The organism is Vitreoscilla filiformis, assembly GCF_002222655.1.
In the GTDB taxonomy this organism is placed as follows: Bacteria; Pseudomonadota; Gammaproteobacteria; order Burkholderiales; family Burkholderiaceae_C; genus Ideonella; species Ideonella filiformis.
This window is the reverse complement of sequence record NZ_CP022423.1, coordinates 61,668-85,613: the sequence shown is the minus strand read 5'-3', so window position 1 is coordinate 85,613 and position 23,946 is coordinate 61,668. Positions and strand designations below refer to the sequence as shown.

Here is a 23,946-nt window from a genome sequence, read left to right as displayed (position 1 = left end):
GAGGGGCGATGTTGGCATGAGCCGGGCTGTGAGCTGAGAGCGGGGGCTTGCTATTGCCATCAATTTTCGTTTATTTCGAATTTCGACTGTTTCGTTTAACATGAATCCACAATCCCTTTTGGAGTTCTGTCGTGACCCACGCCCCTGTTCTGGAAACCATGCTGCCCGTCGAGCGCGAAGTGCTGGCTGCGGCGGAAGGCCAGCGCACGCTGGCGGCTTATCTTTCCACCCAGTTCGAGACGCAACGTATCCAGATCTTCGACGAGAAGGATGAAGCGCATCGGGTGGAGCTGCCCGTCTCCGCCCTGAGGTTGCTGGTGGAAATCTTGGCCGAGCTGGCTGAGGGCAACGCGGTGAAAGTGGTACCCATCCACGCAGAACTGACCACGCAGGAAGCGGCGGACTTGCTGAACGTCTCCCGCCCTTATCTGGTGAAGCTGCTGGAGGATGGCGCTTTGCCGTTCCACAAAACGGGCAAGCACCGGCGCGTACGGTTCGCGGATGTGATGCGCTACAAGGCCGAGCGCGAACAAGAAAGCGCCGATGCCATGGCCGAACTGGCACAACAGGCTCAGGAACTGCAACTGGGTTACGAGTGATGCCTTCACCCTTCACGGTTGTTTACGACGCCTGTGTGTTGTACCCCGCTCCTCTGCGGGACTTTCTCATGTGGCTGGGCCTCTCAGGGCGTTTTCGGGCTCGCTGGACTGCGCAAATTCATGAGGAATGGAAGCGCAATCTGTTGGCCAACCGGCCCGACCTGACCTGGGAGCAGGTGAATCGCACGTCAGCATGCATGGATTGGGCGATTCCGGATGCACTGGTAACGGGCTATGAGCCGTTGATGGCGGGTTTGGTCTTGCCGGATGTAGACGATCGGCATGTGTTGGCTGCGGCCATCCGCTGTCAGGCCAGTGTGATCGTGACCTTCAACCGCAAGGACTTCCCGGCCCAGGTGCTGGCCCCGTTCGGTATCGAAGCCCAGCACCCGGACGAATTCATCGACAACCTGTTTGACCTCGATCCGGCTGCCGTGGTCACTGCCGCTCAGAAGCAGCGCCAGAAACTCCGAACGCCACCGATCGAGGTGGAGCGTTACCTGGACACCCTGCTCAAGCAAGGACTGGTACAAACGGTGAAGGGCTTGGGGGCATTTCGGCAGGTGTTGTAGGGCTGGCAGGGGGTTACTTGAACCTCAGGGCCACACGAAAGCCCGCACAAACATCTTCTCGGCTGCGATCGTTTTGTTCTCTGAAAGCCGACCGGGCAAACCAGGCACCCTCTATCCGAGAACCCCCACGCAAGATGCAAGGCCCATCTCCGACCATCCCCAGAGGATCAATCACATCCCCTGTGTATGCCCTCTTCCCGTCCAGACACCACTCCCGTACGTTGCCGTGCATATCGAATAAGCCCCACGGATTTGCCGGGAAGTGCTTCACCGGGGTCTGTAAGTCAAGCGCTCTCTCGATATTCGCTAAATCACGCTCCACCTGGTCGCCCCACACATAAGCGGTCTGGGTGCCCGCACGGCAGGCGTACTCCCACTGAGCTTCGCTAGGTAAGGTCGCCCGGCAATCCGCTGGCAACAAAGCATTCAGTGGAGATATGAAACGGTTCATGACATCGTCCCAGCTCACCTGCTCGACAGGCTCTTCCTCGTCAAAGTGGAACTTGCTTGGACTTTCGCCACCTGTGACAGCAAGCCATAAAGCGTGAGTGCAAGGGGTGTCCGCCAGCCAAAATCCCTCAGTTAGCTTGACAAGATGGCTTGGCCGCTCGTCAACATCCCCACCCTCTCCCTCTGGTGAGCCCATCATGAACTCCCCAGGCGGCAAGTAGCGAAAGCGCTGCATCACGCCGTTAAATCGCAAATCTGCAAACAAACCGTATTCATCTACACCCAAAAAACTTGATCCAGATCCATCAAGAGTGAGTGGATGCGTGTGGGCACCCATCGGGCGCCGCCAGGCCCGAACCGCTTGTTCAGCGGATGAATCTCCCAAAGGTGGCCTGAGCGGTAAACGCAACCTCAGCAGATGACTGACTGGTGGTGCCTTAATCCCCGGCACCTTGACATCCAACCCAACTTGGCCAGCACTGCGTTCCACCTCTTGCCACCCCAAAGCCCAACCCATGCGACGCAGCGCTCGCAAAATCGGCACCCAGCCAAACGTCCACCCCAGCCGCAATGCCGCCCACTGCGACAAATGCGGCTCCAGTAACCGCAGTAATTCCAGTGCCTGCGCTGAAAGCTCAGCCCCTGGAATTAACCACGGCAACTGACCCTCTGCGCACCAACCCGCCACCATGTCGTCTGGTAACAGTCGCCCAAGCAGGTTCGTTCCCTGCACCGATAGGACGTTTTTCAACACGGTCACATCGCCACCGCGAACAGCCTCATCCAACGCAAAAGCGTTTTCCAGTCGGGCGTAACGCGGCAGGGTGTAGTCTCCCGGGTGAAGCAGATGCTCAAGCGGGTTCACGCCATCCGCATCAGTCGGTTGACTGTCTGACTCGGGCTGAATCCGGCGCTCCTCGGTCGAAGGCTTCCACCCCTCCGGCGGCGTTTCCTCCTCCGCCAACAACACAAACGAGAACACCGCCCCCAGCGCCGTTTCCTCCAACTGCCGCTCTTCCCGCAAACGTGCCGCCCGGCCCAGCACTTCCAGCAAATCAAACCCCGAACGGTTGTGCAACGCTGCCTCCACCAAATCGGGCAAGCGCTCCAACTTCATCTGGTAGGCCAGCGCTTCAGGACGTTCGGCCTTTTTGCGCGCTTCGGTCAATTTGACGCGCAAGGCATCCAAATCCCGCAACTCGCCCGACGTGCGCCACTCCACCAAGGTCATCAGCAAATCCGCGCCATGCACGCGCAAGTAGCGAAACAGCGCCGGCGCAAACAGTTGCAGCGCGCACACCAGCGCCAGCCAGCGACGGCGCGTGCCCGCATCCACACCCAGGCGGTGGCTTTCGGTTTCCAACATGCCGTCGGCCAATTGCAGCAGCTCGGCCATGCGATGCAATTTGCGCGGCACCGGCGGCGTGAGGTTGGCCACCAGCTCTGCCAGCTCGTTCGACAACCCGTTTTGCTCGCTGCGAAACCACGCTGGCACCCGCTGCGCCAAATGCGCCCGCGCCTCCAATCGACTCGGACGCGGCAGCCGAATCGGCAAATGCACCAGCTTTTCCAGGTACTCCGCACCGGTGATCGGCGTCAGGCCGGCTTTGCCCTGCAAGGCGTAATCGCGGTAACGGTGCGCAATGCCGCGCTCCACCACTTCCTCATCCAGCGCCAGCACAAACGCGCAGCCGGGCACCTCCAAAAACAGCTTGATGGCCTCCAGCACTTCCACCGCTTTGTCGGGCAGGCAGCGATCCAGATCATCCACGAGGAAGATCAAGTTGACCCGCAAATCTTCCGGCTTGCCGCTGAAGATCCAGCCCTGCGCCAGACGCTCTCGGTGCGACTTGAGGTACTCGGGGTTGCGCCCCGTCACCTTGCTGAGGTGCTCCAAGAAGTTGAAGTACAGACTCTCCAACTGCTGCGCAGGCAACTGCGTTTTCCGCGCCTTCTCACGCTCTTTTTTGAGACGTTGCCAACGTCGCCAAAACGCTTCTTTCTCACCCTCGCTTGACTTCCCCGGGCCATCTGCTTTGGGCTCGGCATCCTCTGGCGTCAGATCGACATCGGCGTCTTCATCCACCTCACCGCCGCCATCGGCTGCCCCCAACACCGTCAACATGCTGAGAAGAGGCACCCCTGTGGCCATCGTCACCCCCATCTTCAGCAGCTCCCGCCCGCCGTGGGTGTAGATGCTCTGGCACAAGTCGGCCAGCAAGAAGGCGCGATCTTTCAGCACTTCGCGGCTGTGAACATCTGGGTGATGGTGCTCAACGTCCGCTTCCAGCGCCTTCTCCAGCGCTTGCTGCGCCACCTTCAACAGCGGGATGAGGAGATGTTCTTCCCGCTCATACCGCCAGGCATTGAAAGCCACCACCACGTTGAGCGTGCCCGGCACCCTCGGCCAAGCCCGAACCCGATCCCCCACCGCCGCCAAAAAGTGGCTTTTGCCCGCCCCCCACTCGCCAAACACCCCTGCCACCAAGGACGGCTCCAGCGTGCGCTGTGCCGGGTCGGGCGGGTTCAGGCTGTCTTGCAAGCGCCGCTCCAGGCGCTCCAACAAGTACCGATGGCCAAACGCCACCGGCAGGCCAGCGGCCATTTTTGAGGATTGCGTCGTCATGACCCACGATCATGACACCGCCCACTCACTCCCCCGGGCGCTTCGGCAGCGGATACGCATCCGCCACATACGCCGGCCCCTTCATCACCCGCACGATGAAACAGGCGATCGCCAAGGTCAGCACCAGCGTCCAGTGCAACACCACCACGCCGAACAGCAGGTAGTCCCAGTGCAGCAACGTGGGGTCAAGGGGTGCGTCAGCGGGGCGGTCGGGGGCCATGAGATGCAGCCCGGCGGCGATCAGCAGCGGCAGCACGGTGCCCCACCAACCCACCGCTGGCAAGCGGCGCCACACCCGATGTTCCCACCCCGGCGCCGAACGCACAAAACCCGGGAGTTTGTTGAACCACCCCATGGCACACCTCACTTGCCGATGCAGAACCGCCCAAAAATTTCACCCAACAGATCATCCGCCGAAAACTTGCCCGTGATCTGCTGAAGGGCTTGATGCGCCAAGCGCAGTTCCTCGGCAAACAAGTCCAGCGCCGCATCGGCTTGCGCGGCGTGGTCGGCGGCTTGGGCCAAGTGCTCGGCGGTCAGGCGCAAGGCTTGAACGTGCCGGGTGCGGGCGATGAACACCCCTTCAGGCGCCGCCTGCCAACCCGCCCGCGCCAACAAAGCATGGCGCAGCGCTTCCAGCCCTTCGCCGGTGCGCGCCGACAGGCACAGCCCGTCGCGCCCGGGCGGCAAGGGCCGGCCACTGTCCGCCTTGTTGAACACTTGCAGCAGCCGCGCCGGATCGGCCACGCCCAACCGCTGGGCGATCACGGCATCGGCGGCTTGGTAGTCAGGATCGTCCCAGCGCGTCAGGTCGTGCAGAAACACGATGGCGTCGGCGCTGGCGATCGATTCCCAACTGCGCGCCACCCCGATGCGCTCGACCTCGTCGCTGGCGTCGGCATCGTCGCGCAGGCCAGCGGTGTCGGTGATGTGGATGGGCACGCCTTCGATTTGGATGGTTTCGCTCACCCGATCCCGCGTCGTCCCGGCGATCGGCGTGACGATGGCCAATTCAGCCCCCGCCAGCGCGTTCAGAAGTGAGCTTTTACCCACATTGGGCTGACCGGCCAGCACCACGCGCAGGCCTTCGCGCAGCAGCGCCCCTTGGCGCGCACGCGCCAACACGCCCGCCACCGCGGCTTGGATGGCCGCGAGTTTGCCGCGTGCATCGGCAGCCTCTAAAAAATCGATTTCTTCTTCGGGAAAGTCGAGCGTGGCCTCGACCAACATGCGCAGGGTGACGATGCGCTCAGCCAAAGCGTCGATCTCGTGCGAAAACGCCCCCGCCAAGGAACGGCTGGCCGAACGCGCCGCCGCTTCGGTGCTGGCGTCGATCAAGTCGGCCACGGCTTCGGCTTGGGCCAGATCGAGTTTGTCGTTCAGGAACGCCCGCTGGGTGAACTCACCCGGCTCCGCCAAGCGCATGCCCAGGTGAGTGCCCACCTCCAGGCAACGCGCCAGCAGCAATTGCAGCACCACGGGGCCGCCGTGGGCTTGCAGCTCCAGCACGTCCTCGCCGGTGTAGCTGTGCGGCGCGGGGAAGTAGAGCGCCAGGCCATGGTCGATGGGCTGACCGTCCGCCGCCAAAAACGGGCCATAGTGCGCCCGGCGCGGTTGCAGCGTGGCGCCGGTGAGCGTCTGCCCCAGCGCCACCAGCCCCCGCCCCGACACCCGCACGATGCCCACCGCCCCCCGCCCCGGCGCGGTGGCGATGGCGACGATGGGATCGAGGTGGCGCGCCAGGCTCACGTGGCTGTCCTCAGTTCACCCCGAGCTGCTTGTTGATGAGCCACTGCTGTGCGATCGACAACAGGTTGTTCACCAACCAGTACAGCACCAGGCCGGACGGGAAGAAGAAGAACATGAAGCTGAACATCAGCGGCATGAGCCACATCATCTTGGCTTGCATCGGGTCGGCTGGGGCCGGTTGCAGCCACACTTGCAGCAGGCTCGACAGCGTCATCAGCACCGGCAGGATGAAGAACGGATCCTTCACCGACAAGTCGGTGATCCAGCCCAGCCACGGCGCGCCGCGCATTTCCACGCTGGACAGCAACACCCAATACAGCGCGATGAACACCGGCATCTGCACAAAGATCGGCAGGCAGCCGCCCAGCGGGTTGACCTTCTCCTCGCGGTAGATGCGCATCATCTCTTGCTGCATCTGCTGCGGGTTGTCTTTGTGGCGCTCACGCAGATCCATGATGCGCGGGTTCACGGCCTTCATCTTGGCCATGGAACGGTAGGCACTGGCATTCAGGCTGTAGAACGCCAGCTTGAGCAGCACCACCAGAGCGATGATGGCCCAGCCCCAGTTGCCGATGATCCGGTGCAGGTGATCGAGCAGCCAGAACAGCGGCTTGGAGATCACCGTGAACCAGCCATAGTCCTTGACCAGCTCCAGCCCAGGCGCCAGTGCGGCGAGTTTGTTCTCCTCCTGCGGGCCGACGTAGAGCCGTGCCTCGTGGGTCAAGCTGGCCCCCGGCGCGATGCTGCCCAGCGGCTGCACCAAGGCAATGGTGTAGCGGTTCGGCCCCACTTTGGTGGAGCGGAACTCGCGATCCGTCCCATCCGCCACCAGCCAAGCCGACGCGAAGTAGTGCTGCACCATGGCCACCCACCCTTCCTTGGCGTGGGTTTGGTGGCCAGGCTGATCCTGCGGCTGGCGCTTGTCGATCTGCGAAAACTCCACCTTTTCGAACTTCTTGGCTTCGGTGTAGAGCGCCGGGCCTGTGAAGGTCGAATAGAACGACGACTCTCCCGGTGGCGGCGTACCGTCGCGCAGCAGTTGCAGGTAGATCTGCGGCTGGATCGGTGTCGGCCCCACGTTCACCAGCTCGTGCTTGACGCCCACGGCGTACTCGCCCCGACGGAAGGTGTAGGTCTTGACCAACTTGGCCCCACCGATGACCGGCGATTCAAAACGCACGTTCAGCTCGTTGCTGCCGTCCTGCAACTGGCGCGGGCCAGGGGCGGCGGTCAGCACGTCGAAGTGTGTCGGCAGCGGTGCGGCGCCCGGGGCCGGGATGAACCCCGACTGGGCCCGGTAGGTGCGCTCGGCGCTGTCATCCAGCAACACCACGGAGCGCTGTGCATCGTTGCTGTCGCGGTACTTGAGCAGCTCGGTGCGGCTGATGTCACCCCCTTGCGAATCCAGCGTGACTTTGAGCACGTCCGTCGTGATGGTGAGCTTTTCGCTGGGCGCAGCGGCGCTGGCCGTCGTGGCGGCGACCACCCCGGCGGCCTGCCCCACCTTGGCCGGCGATGCCGCCTGGCCTGCCACAGCGGCTTGGGAAGCCCCCTGCGGGTGCAGCAGGGTCGGCTTGCCGGTGTGCTGGTTCCACGCATCCCACAGCAGGATGAGTGACATCGTGAACACCACCCACAGGATGGTGCGACGCATATCGGTCATGACAAGGGCCCGGATGATTTCAGGGAGGAAGGCTGCGCCGACGACTTGGCCGGTGCAGCAGCGGAAGATTCTTCAGTGGCCACCGTGGCCGATGGCAACAAGCGGCTGAACAGCCGGGGGCGCTCGTGCGGCACCGGATCACAGCCCCCAGCGCACCACGGCTGGCAGCGCAGGATGCGCCCAGCGGCCAAATAACTGCCCGCCAACGCCCCATGACGCTCCAGCGCTTGCAGCGCATAGCGCGAGCAGGTGGGTTCGAAACGGCAGGCACTGCCCAACCAAGGGCTGAGCAGCAAGCGATACGCCCGCACCGGCAGGCTGAACACCTGGCGCGGCCACATCGACAACTTGGAGCGCGAGGAAGGCACCGCAGACGCTCCCTCAACGCCGTCGCCGCGATGACGGCGCATGACGCGGCGCTTGCGGCGGCAGGGGCGTGCGCACGGCACGGTCAAACAGGGTTTGCAACTCGCTGCGTGCGCAGTCACGCAGCGGATCCGACGCCGGGCTGGTGAACACCTGCCGGTCGAACGGTGTGCGCAGCCGCACCACCCACAAACCAGGGGGCAACTCGGCGGCGCAAGCCGCTGCCATGGCACGCACTTGGCGCTTGAGGAGGTTGCGCGTCACGGCGCGCTTGGCGTGGCGTTTGGGAATCACCAAACCCAACCAGCAGCCGCTCGGGCTGACGGTGAAATCCACAGCGCCAGCAGGCGGCGTATCCACAGCCGTCGGACTCGGATGTCCACCTGTGGATAACTCTGTGGATAAATTGCTTTGGGCGGGTGGCGGTGACACAAAGCCCGGCACGCTGGCCAGGTAATGCACGGCGAAATGCGGCGTGCGTGCGCGCTGCGGAGCGGCCAACACCCGTTGGAAATCGGCCGGACGCACGATGCGGCCGATCATGGCGTTCTGCGGTACCCGCCCTGCGGCGATCAGACCTGGGTCAGCTTCTTGCGGCCCTTGGCGCGGCGTGCATTGATCACAGCACGGCCACCACGGGACTTCATGCGAACGAGGAAGCCATGCGTACGGGCGCGGCGGGTCTTGGAGGGCTGGTAGGTGCGCTTCATGTTCGGTACCTTGGTTGGGTGCGGACTGTCCGGCGCATCTCGGATCGGCCCGAATGCCTTGCAGCCCGTAATTTGGAGAACCCGCTATTAGAGCAAATGCCACGATGCTGGTCAATGTCCCTGTGGACAAGATCGCGGGACGTCCACCGGCCTTCCTGGCGCCGGAGGGTGTGGATAACCAAATTGTCCACAGCCTGGAATTGCGTAGAATCCCGCCGCTCATGACCGACTTGTCCACAATGAGTGAATCCCTCTGGCAGCACGTCTGTGAGCGTCTGGCTGCCGAGCTGCCCGAGCAGCAATTCAACACCTGGATCGCACCGCTGCCCCCCATCGCCTTGCGCGAAGACGGCGCTGGTGGGTGGGTGGGCACCTTGTCGGTCGGCAATCGTTTCAAGTTGGACTGGATCCGAGCACAGTACCGCAGCCGCATCGAACAGGCCCTGGCCTTGGCGTGGGGCCAGCCGGTGACGTTGGAGCTGGTCATTGCGGGGGCCAGCGGTTCACCCTCTCGCAGTGGGATGGGGCCTTCGGGGTCGGCGCAAGTGTTGGCGCAAGCGCTGGCCGCCCGCCAGCGTGAACGGATGCCCCAGGCGTCCGCGCCGGCCATCGCGCCACCCGCATCGAGCACGCCGCCCGCTCCGCCCATCACGGCGCCCCAGCCCCTCGTCCCCGCGCCCGCGCCCACACCGGCGCGCAGGCCCCGGGCGTCTCGCAAGGGGCCGCCGCCTGCGGAGCCTGCGCCGGCCCCTCCGCCACCCCCTCCTCCCCCTCCGCCGCCGCCTCCCCCTGCGGCTCCTGTGCCTGCACCTGCCGCACCGCGCCGCTCATCACGGCGCAGCTTGGGCATGGCCGCATCGGTGTCTCAGTTGCTACCGCTCGATCTGTTGGCAGATTTGCAGCCTCAACTTCCCCTGGAAGCCATGCAGCCGCTGCCCATGCCAGTTCCTCTGCGCTCGGTGCTGCCCTCGCTGGCCACGCCATTGCCGCAAGAAGACACCGCGCTGGCACCGCTGCCCATGCCGCAACCCGCCCCAACCGCCGGACGTTCGCGTGCGGTGGAGGAGGCCCCCGTGCCGACGCCAGTCCCTGCGCCCGCCGCCGACCCGGCAGGGCCCAGTCGTGCCGCGAGTCGGGCGGCCAAAGCTCGCGCAGCGGCAGCAGCGCGCTTGGCCGCAGCGGCGGCCCTGGCCACGCCGGGTGGCGTGCCGCCCGTCCCGCAGCACGCGGCATCGGTGGCGTCCCCCGTCACGCCCGCGTCACCGCCGCCCCCAACGCCAGCGCCTCGGGTGCTGACACGCCCTGCGGCAGCCCCGTCCCCCGCTGGCACGCCGCCCAGCGCGGCCAGCCGCTACAAACTGCGCCCAGAACTGACATTCGACAGCCTGGTGTCGGGTCGTGCCAACCAGATGGCCCGCACGGCGGCGGTTCACGTCGCCGGAGCGCCGGGGGCGATGTACAACCCGCTGTTCATTTACGGCGGTGTCGGCCTGGGCAAGACGCACTTGATGCACGCAGTGGGCAACCAGCTCATCAAAGACAACCCGAACGCCAAGGTGCTGTACCTGCACGCCGAGCAGTTCATCTCGGACGTGGTGAAAAACTACCAGCGCAAAACCTTTGACGAGCTGAAGGCCAAGTACCACCAGCTCGACTTGCTGTTGATCGATGACGTGCAGTTTTTCGCCAGCAAGGAGCGCACCCAAGAGGAGTTTTTCAACACGTTCGAAGCCTTGCTCAACCGTCGCGCCCACATCGTCATGACCAGCGACACCTACCCCAAGGGCTTGGTGGACATTGACGAGCGCCTGACCAGCCGCTTCGATTCGGGCCTGACTGTGGCCATCGAGCCGCCGGAGTTGGAGATGCGGGTGGCGATTTTGCTGTCCAAGGCGCGGCAAGACGGCATGGCCATGCCCGAGGACGTGGCGTTTTTCATCGCCAAGAACGTGCGGGCGAACGTGCGCGAGTTGGAAGGGGCCTTGCGCAAGGTGCTGGCCTACGCCAAATTCAGCCACAAAGAGGTGAGCATCACCCTGGCCCGCGAGGCGCTGAAAGACTTGTTGACGATCCAGAACCGCCAGATCTCGGTGGAGAACATCCAGAAGACCGTGGCCGAGTTCTACAAAATCAAAATCGCGGACATGTACTCGAAAAAGCGTCCGGCCAGCATCGCCCGGCCACGCCAGATCGCCATGTACTTGGCCAAAGAGCTGACCTCCAAGAGCCTGCCCGAGATCGGCGATTTGTTCGGCGGGCGCGATCACACCACCGTGTTGCACGCCGTGCGCAAAATCAGCAGCGAGCGACAAAAGAACACCGAGCTGAATCAACAGTTAGGGGTGTTAGAGCAGACGCTCAAAGGTTGACATTCCCGCCCGATGCGCGTCCATTTGCAGCGAAAATGCCGGGCTGAACCGAGACAGAAGAGGAAAACATGATTGTTCTCAAAGCCGCGCAACACCAACTGCTGGGCGCCTTGCAGGCGGTTTCCGGCATCGTCGAGAGACGGCACACCCTGCCGGTGCTCGCCAACGTGTTGTTGCGCAAGACGGGTGAGAACATTGAGCTGACCACCAGCGACTTGGAAATCCAAGTGCGCACCACCGCCACCCTGGGCGGCGACGCTGGCAGCTTCGCCACCACCGTGGGCGCACGCAAGCTGATCGACATCCTGCGCACCTTGCCCGCCGACCAGATCGTCAGCCTCTCGGCCAGCGGCTCCAAGCTCACGCTGCAAGGCGGCAAGAGCCGCTTCACGCTGCAAACCTTGCCGGCCGATGATTTCCCGCTCGTCAACGAAGCCGCCGACTTTGGCCCGGCCTTCAGCGTGCCGCAAAAAACGCTCAAGAGCCTGATCGACCAGGTTCACTTTGCGATGGCGGTGCATGACATCCGCTACTACCTGAACGGCATCCTGTTCGTTGCCGAAGGCAAAACGCTGACGCTGGTGGCCACCGACGGCAGCCGCCTCGCCCTGGCCCAAGCCGAGCTGGGCACCGAAGTGCCCAAGCAGGAAGTCATCCTGCCGCGCAAAACGGTGCTGGAACTCACCCGTTTGCTGCGCGACGGCAAGGATCACAAAGACGGTGCCGAAGAAGCGCAAATCGAGATCCGTTTCGCTGGCAACCAAGCCAAGTTTGCGTTCTCGGGCTTGGAGTTCGTCACCAAGCTGGTGGAAGGCAAGTACCCGGATTACAACCGTGTCATCCCGCGCAACCACCGCAACATCATCACCTTGGGCCGGGCGCCGCTGCTGGCAAGTTTGCAGCGCGCCGCCATCCTCACCAGCGACAAGTTCAAAGGCGTGCGCCTGTCGATCGAGCCGGGCGTGCTGAAGATTGCCTCCAGCAACGCCGAGCAGGAAGAGGCCAAGGAAGAGCTGGAAATCGACTACGCCGGCCCGACCATTGACATCGGTTTCAACGTCACCTACCTCATGGACGTGCTGTCCAACCTCAGCGCTGAGATGGTGCGGCTGGAAATGCACGACGGCAATTCAGCCGCCCTCATCACCGTGCCCGACCTCGCCGGCTTCAAGTACGTGGTGATGCCGATGCGGATTTGAGGCCCAGCTGGTGCCACCACCAGCCCGCCCCACACTGCCGAACAATTTTTACAAGCGGGCCTCGGTGCCCGCTTGATGCGTTTTGATGGAATCCCCGATGAGCGACAGCAACACCCCCGAACAGCAGCCGCAAGCCGCATCTCAGGCAGACACCGGCTACGGCGAAGGCTCGATCCAGATCCTGGAAGGGCTGGAGGCGGTGCGCAAGCGCCCCGGCATGTACATCGGGGACACCTCCGACGGCACCGGCTTGCACCACTTGGTGTTCGAGGTGGTGGACAACTCCATCGACGAAGCGCTGGCCGGGCATTGCGACGACATCGTCGTCACCATCCACACGGACAACAGCATCAGCGTCATCGACAACGGTCGGGGCATCCCCACCGGCGTGAAGATGGACGATAAACACGAGCCCAAGCGCTCGGCGGCGGAAATCGCCCTCACCGAACTGCACGCGGGCGGCAAGTTCAACCAGAACAGCTACAAGGTGTCGGGCGGTTTGCACGGGGTGGGGGTGTCCTGCGTGAATGGGCTGTCCAAGTGGCTGCGCTTGGTGGTGCGGCGCGATGGCAAGGTGCATCAGATCGAATTCAAGCAGGGCATTCCGCAAGATCGCCTGATCGAATTACGTGACGGCGTGGAAACCAGCCCGATGCGCGTCACCGGCGAGACCGACAAGCGCGGCACCGAGGTGCATTTCCTGCCGGACACGGAAATCTTCAAGGAAAACAACGAGTTCCACTACGACATCCTGGCCAAGCGCCTGCGGGAACTCTCGTTCTTGAACAACGGCGTGAAGATTCGCCTGGTCGATGAGCGCAACCAGAAGGAAGATAACTTCGCCTACGCCGGCGGGGTGAAGGGCTTCGTGGAGTTCGTCAACAAGGGCAAGAAGACGCTGCACCCGAACATCTTCCACGCACTGGGCGACAAACTGAGCGAGCAAGGCACCAACGTCGGCGTGGAAGTGGCGATGCAGTGGAACGACGGCTTCAACGAGTCGGTGCTGTGCTTCACCAACAACATCCCGCAGCGCGACGGTGGCACCCACTTGACGGGCCTGCGTGCGGCGATGACCCGCGTCATCAACAAGTACATCGACGACAACGACATCGCCAAAAAAGCCAAGGTGGACATCAGCGGTGACGACATGCGCGAGGGCCTGGCCTGCGTGGTGAGCGTCAAGGTGCCGGAGCCGAAGTTCAGCTCGCAGACCAAGGACAAGCTGGTGTCCTCGGAGGTGCGGGCGCCGGTGGAGGACATCGTCAGCCGCCTGTTGACCGATTGGCTGCTGGAGAACCCGACCGACGCCAAAATTGTGTGCGGCAAGATCGTGGATGCCGCCCGCGCCCGCGACGCTGCCCGCCGCGCCCGCGAAATGACGCGCCGCAAGGGCGTGCTGGACGGCATGGGCCTGCCCGGCAAGTTGGCGGATTGCCAGGAAAAAGACCCTTCGCTGTGCGAGATCTACATCGTGGAAGGGGACTCGGCTGGCGGCTCGGCCAAACAAGGGCGAGATCGGAAGTTCCAGGCCATCCTGCCGCTGCGCGGCAAGATCCTGAACGTGGAGAAGGCGCGTTACGAGAAGCTGCTCTCCAGCCAGGAAATCCTCACGCTGATCACCGCGCTGGGCACGGGCATCGGCAAAGGCATGGGCGGCGACGACTTCAACCCGGACAAGCTGCGCTACCACCGCATCATCATCATGACCGACGCGGACGTGGACGGCGCCCACATCCGCACCCTGCTGCTGACCTTCTTCTATCGCCAAATGCCGGATTTGGTGGAACGCGGCCACATCTACATTGCGCAGCCGCCGCTCTACAAGGTCAAACACGGCAAGCAGGAGCAATATCTGAAGGACGCTGCCGCGCTGGATGACTACCTGCTGAAGGTGGCGCTGGATGGCGCGGTGATCGAACCCGGCGCTGGCCGCGCCGCGCTGGCGGGTGAGGCGCTGGCCGAACTGGCCTACCAATATGTGAAGGCGGAAAACGTGGTGCAGCGCCTCTCGGCCTGGATGGACGTGGAAGCCCTGCGCGCTGTGGCCGATGGCCGCCTGACGCTCAACTTGGAAGACGAGGCCAACGCGCAAGCCAGCGCCGCCGCGTTGCAAGCCGCGCTGCACGACGCGGAGGTAAACGCCGGCCACGATCCGCGCACCGACCGGCCTTACCTGAAGATCAGCCGCCGCCACCACGGCAACATCAAGAGCAGCGTCATCAGCGCGGATTTCTTGCACGGCGCGGATTACGAAGTGCTGGCCACGGCTGGGCGCAGCTTCACCGGCCTGCTGGGTGCGGACGCTGTGGCCCAACGCGGCGAAGGCGAGAAGCGCAAAGATGTGAAGGTGGCCAACTTCCACGCGGCGATGCAGTGGCTCATCGCCCAAGCCGAAAGCAGTGTGAACCGCCAGCGCTACAAGGGTTTGGGGGAAATGAACCCCGGCCAGCTCTGGGAAACGACGATGGATCCGACGGTGCGCCGCCTGCTGCGCGTGCAGATTGAGGACGCCATCGAGGCGGACAAGGTCTTCACCATGCTCATGGGCGACGAGGTGGAGCCGCGCCGCGACTTCATCGAAACCAACGCGCTGCGCGCTGCCAACATCGACGCCTGACCGAACGACTCTCCCCCTTGCCGACATGACACGCACTCGCCTCGTTTCCTTTTTTCTGGGCCTGCTGGCCGCCAGCGCCACCCCTTGGGCCCAGGCCGACACCCGCGAGATTCCTTACGCCGATTTGGGCCCCTGGCGGGTGTTTGTCATTGAGGACGATGGCAAATTCAGCCGCTGCGTGGCCGACAGCGATTCGGCCAGCGGCAAGCTGCGCTTTTCACGCGAAGCCAACGGCTTGCGCGTCACCGTGCCGTGCGCGGGCGAGGGCACCCAAGTGGTGAAAGTCAAACTCGGGCAGCACACCGGCGACATGGCCCTGACCCCCAACGGCGCCAAAGGGGCCGCTTGCCGCGCCACCACCACCCCCTTGCCCACCGACTGGCGCAAAGCCCTCCGCGAAGAAGGCACCCTGACGTTCACCCATGGGGGTCAGCAACGCACGTGGTCTCTTACACGGGTCAGCCCCACGCTGGACGCCGTGGAAGCTTGCTTCAAAACACGTGGCCGTTGACTTAGCGCTGTACATCTGCCCCACCGCCGCAACATCGCCCAGCTAGACTGTGATCTTTGCGCAACAGCGCCCAGCCGTTCAGCCATCGTGCCCCCCTCCTGAGGGGCGACGTTTTCCACAAGCGCACGTTCGACCGACAATGGCACGGCTTTTGCCAAGGGATGGCGCACACAGGGTGCAGGCGATCGTTGTTTTGCCAGGGCTCCGATGATTCCAACATCATTCAACCGGCTGCTGAACCAGCAGGCCACCTTGCTGCTGCAAGGCCCGATGGGACCATTTTTCGCCAAGCTGGCTGCGGTTTTGCGGGCGCAGGGTCAGCATGTCGTCAAGGTGAATTTCAACGCGGGGGACGACCACTATTACAACGACCCCAAGGCCGTGCGCTTCACGGCGGCCATGACGGAGTGGCCAGGCACCTTGCGGCAACTGTTGATCCAGCATCGCATCGACGCCATCGTGCTGTTCGGCCAAACGCGGGACATGCACCGCCACGCCATCGAAGTGGCCCGCGACCAGGGCATCGCCATCTACGTTTTCGAAGAAGGCTACATCCGCCCGGATTACGTCACTTTGGAGGTGGGCGGGGTCAATGCCGAGTCGAGTTTGCCGCGTGATCCGGCGTTCTACCGCCAACAGCCTTTGACGCCTGCGCCCAAACCTTTGCCCACCCAGCAAGAGTTCAGCACCGTGGTCGGCATCGCGGCCACGTATGGCTGGGCGGCGTGGTGTGGCCGTCGGCGCTACCCGCACTACGTGCATCACCGCAGTTTGAACCCGGTGGCTGAAACGCTCAAATGGATTCGGGGCACCTACCTGCGCAAGTGGTACCGACGCTGGAGTGAGCGCCACATGCTGCCTTGGCTGACCGCCCCAGCACAGCACAAACGCTTCTTTTTGGTGCCGCTCCAGGTCTACAACGACAGCCAAATTCGGTGCCACTCGCATTTTGTGGATGTGGCCGAGTTCATCGCCACGGTGGTCGAATCGTTTGCCCAGCACGCACCAACGGACAAGCTGCTGGTGCTCAAGCACCACCCGATGGATCGGGCTTACAACAACTACACCGGGCTGATCGACGATTTAGCCCGCGAATGGGGTGTGGAGGGCCGTGTTTTTTACATCCACGACCAACACTTGCCCACGCTGTTGCGCCACGCTTGTGGGGTGGTGACGGTCAACAGCACCACGGGTTTGCAGTCGCTGTACCACAAGACCCCGGTGATCGCCTTGGGTGAGTGCCTTTACGACGTGGCCGAACTGGTGTTCACAGGCACCCTGGAACAGTTTTGGCATCACCCCGGGGATGTGGACGAAGACCTGTTCCAGCGCTTCCGCGAACACATGATCCGCGAAACCCAGCTCAACGCCAGCTTTTACGCGGACACCCCGGGCCTCCAGCCTTACATCAAGCCGGTCAAACGTGCGGACTCGGTGGCCGAAGCGCCGGTCGCCAAGGCCCAGAACGATGCTTGGTCGGCATCGACTTTGCCGACGTTGAAGTAAACCGCCTGCGGGTGGGCGAGGTAAAACCCGCTCACGCTGGCGGCGGGCGTCATGGCCCAGCTCTCGGTCAGGCCCATGCCGATGGCGAGGGCGTCCAGCAGCTTGAACATCTCGCCCTTGATGCGGTGATCCGGGCAAGCCGGATAACCTGGCGCCGGGCGGATGCCTTGGTACTTCTCGGCAATCAGCGCTTCGTTGGAAAGCGCCTCGTCGGGGGCGTAACCCCACAGCTCGGTGCGCACGCGCTGGTGCAGGCGCTCGGCGAAGGCTTCGGCCAGACGATCCGCCAAGGCTTTGACCATGATGGCGCTGTAATCGTCGTGCGCCGCTTCGAACTCGGTGGCCTTTTTCTCGGCGCTCAAGCCGGCGGTGACGGCAAAGCAACCGACGTAATCCGGCTGCGTGCCCTTGGGCGCGACGAAATCCGCCAAGCTACGGTTCGGGCGCTTCACGCCATCGACCACCGGGCGTTCACTCTGCATCCGTAGCGGCACCCAGCGCAACACGGCCTCTTGGCGGGATTCGTCGGCGTACAGCTCGATCACATCGTCATCCACCGTGTTGGCTGGCAGCAGGGCGATGACGCCATTGGCCTGCAACCAGCGGCCATCGATGATGCGCTTGAGCATCGCCTGGCCATCGGCGAAGACCTTGCGGGCGGCTTCGCCCACCACCTCGTCTTGCAGGATGGCGGGATACGGGCCGGCCAAATCCCAGGTCTGGAAGAAGGGGGCCCAGTCGATGCAGCGCGCCAGCTCGGCCAGGTCGTAATTGCGGAACTCGCGCCGACCGATGAAACGCGGCTTGGCCGGCGCCTGCGTCCAATCGATGGGCGTTTTGTTGGCGCGGGCTTGGGCCAGGCTCACCAGCGGCGTGGCCTTTTTGCCGGCGTGCAGGGCACGTACGCGCTCGTAGTCGGCTTCCAACTCGGTGCGGTAGCCGGCGCTGCGCTCGTCGCTCAACAAGTCCGAGCACACGCCGACGGCGCGTGAGGCGTCCGGCACGTACACCACGGGGCCGCTGTAATGCGGCGCGATCTTCACGGCGGTGTGGACGCGGCTCGTGGTCGCACCGCCGATCAGCAGCGGCATGGCACGTTCACGGAAGTGTGCATCACGCTGCATCTCAGCGGCAACGTGCTGCATTTCCTCCAAACTGGGGGTGATGAGGCCGGAGAGGCCGATGATGTCTGCGCCTTCTTCCTTGGCTTTTTTCAGGATGTCCTGCGCGGGCACCATCACGCCCATGTTCACCACTTCGAAGTTGTTGCACTGCAACACCACGGTGACGATGTTTTTGCCGATGTCGTGAACGTCCCCCTTCACGGTGGCGATGACGATCTTGCCCTTGGGTTTCACGTCGCCGCCAGCGTCGAGCAGGGCTTGTTTTTCGGCCTCGATGTAGGGCAGCAGGTGCGCCACGGCCTGTTTCATCACGCGGGCGGACTTCACCACCTGCGGCAAAAACATCTTGCCCGCGCCGAACAGATCGCCCACCACGTTCATGCCGGACATGAGCGGGCCTTCGATCACATGCAAGGGCCGCCCACCGCCAGCGCGGATGGCTTGCCAGGCTTCTTCGGTGTCGGCCTCGATGAAATCGGTGATGCCGTTCACCAGCGCGTGCGACAGGCGCTCGTTCACCGCCAGGGCACGCCAGGCCAGGCGGGCCGAGTCATCCTTGGCGGCACCCTTGGCGGTTTCGGCGATCTCGATCAGGCGCTCGCCGGCATCCGGGCGGCGGTTCAGCACCACGTCTTCCACACGCTCGCGCAGCACGGGTTCGAGCTGTTCGTACACCCCGACCATGCCGGCGTTGACGATGCCCATGTCCAGCCCTGCCTGAATGGCGTGGTACAGGAACACGGTGTGGATGGCCTCGCGCACCGGCTCGTTGCCCCGGAAGCTGAAGCTCACGTTCGAAACACCGCCGCTCACCTTGGCGCCGGGCAGGTTGTGCTTGATCCAGCGCGTGGCTTCAATGAAGTCCACCGCGTAGTTGTCGTGCTCTTCGATGCCGGTGGCGATGGCGAAGATGTTCGGGTCAAAAATGATGTCTTCTGCCGGGAAACCGACCTCTTCCACCAAAATTTTGTAGGCCCGGGCACAAATTTCGGTTTTGCGAGCGTAGGTGTCGGCCTGGCCTTTTTCGTCGAAGGCCATCACCACGGCGGCGGCGCCGTAACGGCGCACCAAGGTGGCTTGGCGCTTGAATTCGGCCTCGCCCTCTTTGAGCGAAATCGAGTTGACGATGCCCTTGCCTTGGATGCACTGCAAGCCCGCTTCGATCACTTCCCACTTGGAGGAGTCGATCATGATCGGCACGCGGGCGATCTCGGGCTCACCAGCGATGAGGTTCAGAAAGCGCACCATGGCGGCTTTCGAATCCAGCATCGCTTCATCCATGTTGATGTCGATGATCTGGGCGCCGTTTTCCACCTGCTGGCGGGCCACGGCCAGGGCTTTTTCGTATTCACCCGCCAAGATCATGCGGGCGAACACCTTGGAGCCGGTGACGTTGGTGCGCTCACCGATGTTGACGAACAGGCTGTCGGCACCAATGGAAACCGGCTCCAGACCGGCAAGGCGCATCGGGGGCAGGGTCGCGGCGGGGGCGTGAGTCATGGCGGCTGGCGGTACGGGCAAAGGGGCGGAATTTTACCGGTGCCCCTTTGGCCAACCGGCCCCCGGGTCGCTCAGGGGGCCTTGACTTGCTGGTCGTTGTCGAACTCGCCTTCCCAGCGCTCACCGGTGGCCCAGGTCATGATGCCGTGGCCTTGACGTAAGCCGGCGCGCCAGTCACCGACATAGCGGTTGCCGGTGGCCCACGTCAGCGTGCCGCGCCCATGGAAACGGCCTTCGACAAAACCGCCTTGGTACACGTCGCCATTGGCAAAGCGCAGCATGCCTTCCCCATTGAGCACACCGCGTGCGAACAGCCCCTCGAAGCGGTCGCCGTTGGCCATGCGCATCACGCCAGGCCCATTGGGTTGGCCGTTTTGCAGTTCACCTTCGTAACGATGGCCTTCAGGTGAATCGACTTGGCCGCGCCCAGAAGCCTGCCCACCCTCCCAAGTGGCTTGGATGCGCAAGCCGGAGCGGGCGGTGTAAACGCCCACCCCTTTGGGTTGGCCTTGTGAAACGGGGCCTTCGTAGACGTCCCCATTGGCGAAACTCAATCGTCCCTGGCCGTTGGGTTCGTTGTTGGCCCAGGTGCCTTCGTAGAGTTGGCCGTTTTTCCACACCATGCGGCCCTGGCCATGGCGCTGGCCGCGCATTAAAACGCCTTCGTACACATCGCCATTGGGCCAGCTCACCTTGCCTGTCCCGGAGTAGGTGGAGACCCCGGGTTCGGTCGAATCCCGCGTGAAAGCGCCGTGCATGATGGTGCCGTCCGTGGCCGTGATGGTGGTCACAGGCACATCCGGTCGAGCGACCGGGGCGGGAGCGGGAGCGGGAGCGGGAGCTGGGGCCGGGGCCGGGGCCGGGGCCGGAGTCGGAGTCGGAGTCGGAGTCGGAGTCGGAGTCGGAGTCGGAGTCGGAGTCGGAGTCGGAGTCGGAGTCGGAGTCGGTGCTGGTGCTGGTGCTGGTGCGGCAGGCGTTGGCGCACTGGCCACTGGCGCGGGACGCGGCGCAGCAACCGGCGTGGGCGCAGCAGCGGCGGGCGGGGTCGCAACGGCGGCTGAAGCGGGCGACGCAGCCGCCATCACCGTGGGACGGGTCTCCACCCAGGGCGTACCCCGGGCGCGAGCTTGAGCGTCCGCATAACTTTGGGCGACACGCTGTGCATCCCCCTTGCAAGTCCGCACCGCGTCGCGCCACAGCGTTTCGGCCACCAAGGTTTGCTGCTGTCGCTGCGCGGGCGCCAACGCCGCCGCGCTGTTGCGCGCCTGCTGCGCAAACTCCCGCGCCTGATCAAACACGGGAGCACAAAACTCTGCGTTGTGGCCATCGGTTTCTGCTTCGGTGCGCGCTGCCAGGGCTTGCTGCTGCAAACTGCCCGAACAGCGCTCCGACGCCACATCCCACAACCGCCCCGCCTTGCGGAACAGCAGCGACGCATCCGCCCAGCGCCGGTCGCCAACCGCCTGCTGCGCCAACTTTTGCACCGCCGCTGCATCCTGATGGGCCGACTCACACAAAGCCCCCGAGCTGAGCTGCTCCGACACTTTGTCACGCAGACGCCGGCTGTCCGCCAAATTGCGCACAGCCCGATCGCGGGCGTGGCCCTCGCAGAATTCGGTGGCCAACTGCCAACCCCGGATCGCTTCGTCCAGCGCCGTGGCCAGCTCGCGCAAACTGGCTTTCTGCGACTGCAAAGACAAGGCCTGCACGTCCGCCCGATTGGCCTGGTCGGTGGCCTGGGCGCAGCTTGGCGGCGTTGCACCGGGCCCAGCCGCAGGGGTTTGCGCCCCCACCCAACCGGTGGCCATCCCCCACGCTCCTCCAAGGAGCCACACAACACGAGACAGCTTCATCGACGAGACTCAAGTGGTAGGCTCAACGAGCCATCGATCAGCCCGTAGGCAAACACGTTCCCCGTGGCTTGGGCGTCGGCCACACCGTCGTCATAGCGGAAACTCCGGCGCGCTGTTGCCAACGGCATGCCCGCCATGTTCTGGGCCAGGGCTTCGGGCCGCACCCCATTCAGCGCCGCCACCACAGCCGCCCCTTGGCCTTGGGCTTCGGCTGTGCGTGTCAGCGTTTCCAGGCGCTCCAAGTCGAACACGAACACGCTGTTGATCAGCCCGCGCTCCACCAGCTTCTGGTGCAACGAGAACCCCGCCAGCGGATTGGCCGCCAACAGCGGCGCACGCTGGAAAGCCCAAACGTCGGCCCGATCAAACACCGTGGCCCCAATCCGCGCCACCCCCGACAAGCCCCCACGATTGAGCGCCGCCTGTTGCAGCGCCGACGTGCTCTGCTGGTTGATGAGGCGCTGCGTGGATTCGTTCATGCTCTCGTTGATGCGCCGCATCGCCAGCTCACGCGCCTGGGCGATGATTTGCTGCTTGAGCAGGTCACTGGCCACGTTGGCAGCGGCGGACTGAGCGGCTCGCATCACGGTGTCGGCCGCCAACGCCGCGCTGTGCAAACCCGACGCAATGGTGAAGATGTTGTACAGCGCCCCCACCACCTTGGTGCCGTAGTGGTAGGTCTTCATGCGCAACCCACCCTCCTCGGACAACCCTTGGCTCCACAGCACCAGCCACAGGGCCTCATCTTCGGTCAGCTCGGCATCGGCCACATCCAGCGGGTGCAGGCTCATGAGCCAGTGGTAGTCCTTGCTCTCAGGGGCGTTTGGGGGGGCAAACCGAGCGTAACCTCGGCAGACTTGGAACGGCGTGACCAGCACCTGCGAGCCATCGGCCAGCGCGACGCCAAACGGTTGCCCTTCGTCGCGGGCAGCCCCCAGCCATGTGGCCATCTCACTGGCAGAGCGACTGCCACGGCCCGCAATGCCCACAATGCGGTCGCCCACACGCACCAGGGCGCTTGCGCTGATGGCCACCACCGTGAGGCGCTCATCCACCCCCAGGGCGCGTTTCCAGGCCACCCGGTCATCCTTGTCCCAGGACTGGCTGGACGCCACCGAAAACGGCAGCTCCCACTGTTTGTCGCAAGCGGGATCCTGCAATGTGGCGCTGCGCTCAATGGCCGGACGCACCGCCTGCTCAATGCGCCCATAGCGCCGGATGTTGTTGAGCAGGGTTTCGTTGACTTTGCGGCCATCGTCCACGGTGCTGTCCGTGGTGGCGCAGCCCCCCAGTGTCGCCGCCATGAGCACGGCTGCAACTCGATGCCAACCACTGCGGAACAGGCGGGCCATGGTGTGGGTTCTCCTCGATCAACAAGCGTCCGGGTGATGGGCTCAGCCTGCCAGAAGCCGGCTCAAAGGTCGATCGTGCAGGCACCGTGGTTGGTAACGACCTACACGCTGGGCGATGGCCTCAATGTGGGCCGGTGTCGTGCCACAGCAGCCCCCCACGATGTTGACAAACCCCGCACGCACGAACTCCTCCACCAGGCCGCTGGTGATGTCGGGCGTTTCGTCAAAACCGGTGTCACTCATGGGGTTGGGCAGGCCCGCGTTGGGATAACAACTGATGAAGGTGTCCCCAGCGATGCGGCTGAGTTCCTCAATGTAGGGTCGCATCGTCGCGGCACCCAGGGCGCAATTCAATCCCACAGCCAGCGGGCGCGCATGGCGCACCGAATTCCAGAACGCCCCCACGGTCTGCCCGGACAGGATGCGTCCCGACGCATCCGTCACCGTGCCCGAGATGATCACGGGCAGGCGTTCCCCGGTTTCTGCCATCAATTCGTCCAGGGCAAAAATGGCGGCCTTGGCATTCAAGGTGTCAAAAATGGTTTCAACCAAAAACAAATCGACACCCCCTTCAAGCAAGGCCGACGCTTGCGCCTTGTAGGCATCGCGCAATTCAGCGAACGTGACGTTGCGGGCGCCTGGGTCGTTCACGTCGGGGCTGATGCTGGCGGTGCGTGGCGTCGGGCCGATGGCACCGGCGGCGAAACGAGGATGGTCGGGGGTGCTGTAGCGGTCGCAAGCGGCCCGGGCCAGACGGGCGGCGGCCAGGTTCATGTCACGGGCGAGGTGGCCGAGGCGATAGTCATCCTGGGCAATGGCGGTCGCCCCGAAGGTGTTGGTTTCGATGATGTCCGCCCCGGCGGCCAGGTACTGGGCGTGGATCTCGGCGATCACGTCCGGGCGGGTGAGCACCAGCAGATCGTTGTTCCCCTTGAGGTCGGTGGGGTGATCGGCCAGTGCAGCGTTGCGGAAATCCGCTTCGCTGAGCTGGTAACGCTGGATCATGGTGCCCATGGCGCCGTCAATGACGACAACACGCTGGGCAAGCAGCGCCGGCAGGGCGGCGGCGCGGGTGTAGGGCAAGGCGGGGGCGGCAGGAGAACTCATGCTGCCATTGTAGGAAGGGGGCCATGAGGAAACGCCCCACAACAGCAAGCTGCGCCATACGCCATCCGAC

18 protein-coding genes are annotated in these 23,946 nt (G+C 64.0%); 7 read left to right on the top strand and 11 right to left on the bottom strand.

Features of this window, described 5'->3' with window-relative positions:
* Nucleotides 1-131: 131 nt before the first annotated feature.
* Nucleotides 132-599 (top strand): helix-turn-helix domain-containing protein, encoded by a 468-nt coding sequence (locus VITFI_RS00405; protein ID WP_232476644.1) that lies wholly within the window; start codon nt 132-134, stop codon nt 597-599.
* Nucleotides 599-1,171 carry a PIN domain-containing protein gene (locus VITFI_RS00400; RefSeq protein WP_232476643.1) on the top strand — a complete coding sequence of 191 codons (573 nt, stop codon included), beginning with the start codon at nt 599-601 and terminating at the stop codon, nt 1,169-1,171. The genes VITFI_RS00405 and VITFI_RS00400 overlap by 1 nt, the downstream gene beginning before the upstream one ends.
* 13 nt (nt 1,172-1,184) lie before the next feature.
* Here VITFI_RS00400 and VITFI_RS00395 read toward each other — a convergent pair whose 3' ends face one another.
* The 7 genes from VITFI_RS00395 to rpmH are packed head-to-tail and all read right to left on the bottom strand — an operon-like array spanning nt 1,185 to nt 8,735.
* Nucleotides 1,185-4,247: an SUMF1/EgtB/PvdO family nonheme iron enzyme gene (locus VITFI_RS00395; RefSeq protein ID WP_089415317.1), complete on the bottom strand. Its 3,063-nt coding sequence runs from the start codon at nt 4,245-4,247 to the stop codon at nt 1,185-1,187.
* Nucleotides 4,248-4,272: 25 nt separating this feature from the next.
* Nucleotides 4,273-4,602, bottom strand: coding sequence for a hypothetical protein (locus VITFI_RS00390; protein ID WP_089415316.1), 330 nt, complete (start codon nt 4,600-4,602; stop codon nt 4,273-4,275).
* Nucleotides 4,603-4,610: 8 nt separating this feature from the next.
* Nucleotides 4,611-5,990, bottom strand: a complete 1,380-nt coding sequence (mnmE, locus tag VITFI_RS00385) for a tRNA uridine-5-carboxymethylaminomethyl(34) synthesis GTPase MnmE (protein WP_198301689.1) — start codon at nt 5,988-5,990, stop codon at nt 4,611-4,613.
* A gap of 16 nt (nt 5,991-6,006) precedes the next feature.
* Entirely contained in the window at nt 6,007-7,659 is a 1,653-nt protein-coding gene (gene yidC / locus VITFI_RS00380; protein ID WP_089415314.1) for a membrane protein insertase YidC, read from the bottom strand.
* Nucleotides 7,656-8,027, bottom strand: a complete 372-nt coding sequence (yidD, locus tag VITFI_RS18815) for a membrane protein insertion efficiency factor YidD (protein WP_232476642.1) — start codon at nt 8,025-8,027, stop codon at nt 7,656-7,658. The genes yidC and yidD overlap by 4 nt, the downstream gene beginning before the upstream one ends.
* Nucleotides 8,028-8,040: 13 nt before the next feature.
* Nucleotides 8,041-8,568 carry a ribonuclease P protein component gene (locus tag VITFI_RS00370; protein WP_089415312.1) on the bottom strand — a complete coding sequence of 176 codons (528 nt, stop codon included), beginning with the start codon at nt 8,566-8,568 and terminating at the stop codon, nt 8,041-8,043.
* 29 nt (nt 8,569-8,597) lie between these two features.
* Complete coding sequence (gene rpmH, locus VITFI_RS00365) at nt 8,598-8,735, bottom strand: 50S ribosomal protein L34 (protein ID WP_089415311.1); 138 nt, start codon at nt 8,733-8,735, stop codon at nt 8,598-8,600.
* Nucleotides 8,736-8,956: 221 nt separating this feature from the next.
* Between rpmH and dnaA the strand changes: the two genes are divergently transcribed.
* The 5 genes from dnaA (at nt 8,957) to VITFI_RS00335 (ending at nt 16,940) form a co-directional block, all read left to right on the top strand.
* Nucleotides 8,957-11,104, top strand: a complete 2,148-nt coding sequence (gene dnaA, locus VITFI_RS18590) for a chromosomal replication initiator protein DnaA (protein WP_198301545.1) — start codon at nt 8,957-8,959, stop codon at nt 11,102-11,104.
* A 68-nt stretch (nt 11,105-11,172) separates the two neighbouring features.
* Complete coding sequence (gene dnaN / locus VITFI_RS00350; RefSeq protein ID WP_089415310.1) at nt 11,173-12,303, top strand: DNA polymerase III subunit beta; 1,131 nt, start codon at nt 11,173-11,175, stop codon at nt 12,301-12,303.
* 97 nt (nt 12,304-12,400) lie between these two features.
* Nucleotides 12,401-14,923, top strand: coding sequence for a DNA topoisomerase (ATP-hydrolyzing) subunit B (gyrB, locus tag VITFI_RS00345; RefSeq protein WP_089415309.1), 2,523 nt, complete (start codon nt 12,401-12,403; stop codon nt 14,921-14,923).
* Nucleotides 14,924-14,948: 25 nt separating this feature from the next.
* Nucleotides 14,949-15,434, top strand: a complete 486-nt coding sequence (locus VITFI_RS00340; RefSeq protein WP_089415308.1) for a hypothetical protein — start codon at nt 14,949-14,951, stop codon at nt 15,432-15,434.
* Nucleotides 15,435-15,641: 207 nt separating this feature from the next.
* Nucleotides 15,642-16,940, top strand: a complete 1,299-nt coding sequence (locus VITFI_RS00335; RefSeq protein ID WP_089415307.1) for a capsule biosynthesis protein — start codon at nt 15,642-15,644, stop codon at nt 16,938-16,940.
* Here VITFI_RS00335 and metH read toward each other — a convergent pair.
* The 4 genes from metH to VITFI_RS00315 all read right to left on the bottom strand — a co-directional run bounded on the left by metH (nt 16,838) and on the right by VITFI_RS00315 (nt 23,876).
* On the bottom strand, nt 16,838-19,564 hold the full coding sequence (gene metH / locus VITFI_RS00330; RefSeq protein ID WP_198301544.1) for a methionine synthase: 2,727 nt from the start codon (nt 19,562-19,564) through the stop codon (nt 16,838-16,840). The two genes, VITFI_RS00335 and metH, sit on opposite strands and share 103 nt — an antisense overlap.
* A gap of 71 nt (nt 19,565-19,635) precedes the next feature.
* Nucleotides 19,636-21,372 carry an MORN repeat-containing protein gene (locus VITFI_RS00325; RefSeq protein WP_089415305.1) on the bottom strand — a complete coding sequence of 579 codons (1,737 nt, stop codon included), beginning with the start codon at nt 21,370-21,372 and terminating at the stop codon, nt 19,636-19,638.
* A 41-nt stretch (nt 21,373-21,413) separates the two neighbouring features.
* Complete coding sequence (locus VITFI_RS00320) at nt 21,414-22,769, bottom strand: hypothetical protein (RefSeq protein ID WP_089415304.1); 1,356 nt, start codon at nt 22,767-22,769, stop codon at nt 21,414-21,416.
* A gap of 42 nt (nt 22,770-22,811) precedes the next feature.
* Nucleotides 22,812-23,876 carry a homocysteine S-methyltransferase family protein gene (locus VITFI_RS00315; protein WP_089417886.1) on the bottom strand — a complete coding sequence of 355 codons (1,065 nt, stop codon included), beginning with the start codon at nt 23,874-23,876 and terminating at the stop codon, nt 22,812-22,814.
* Nucleotides 23,877-23,946 lie beyond the last annotated feature (70 nt).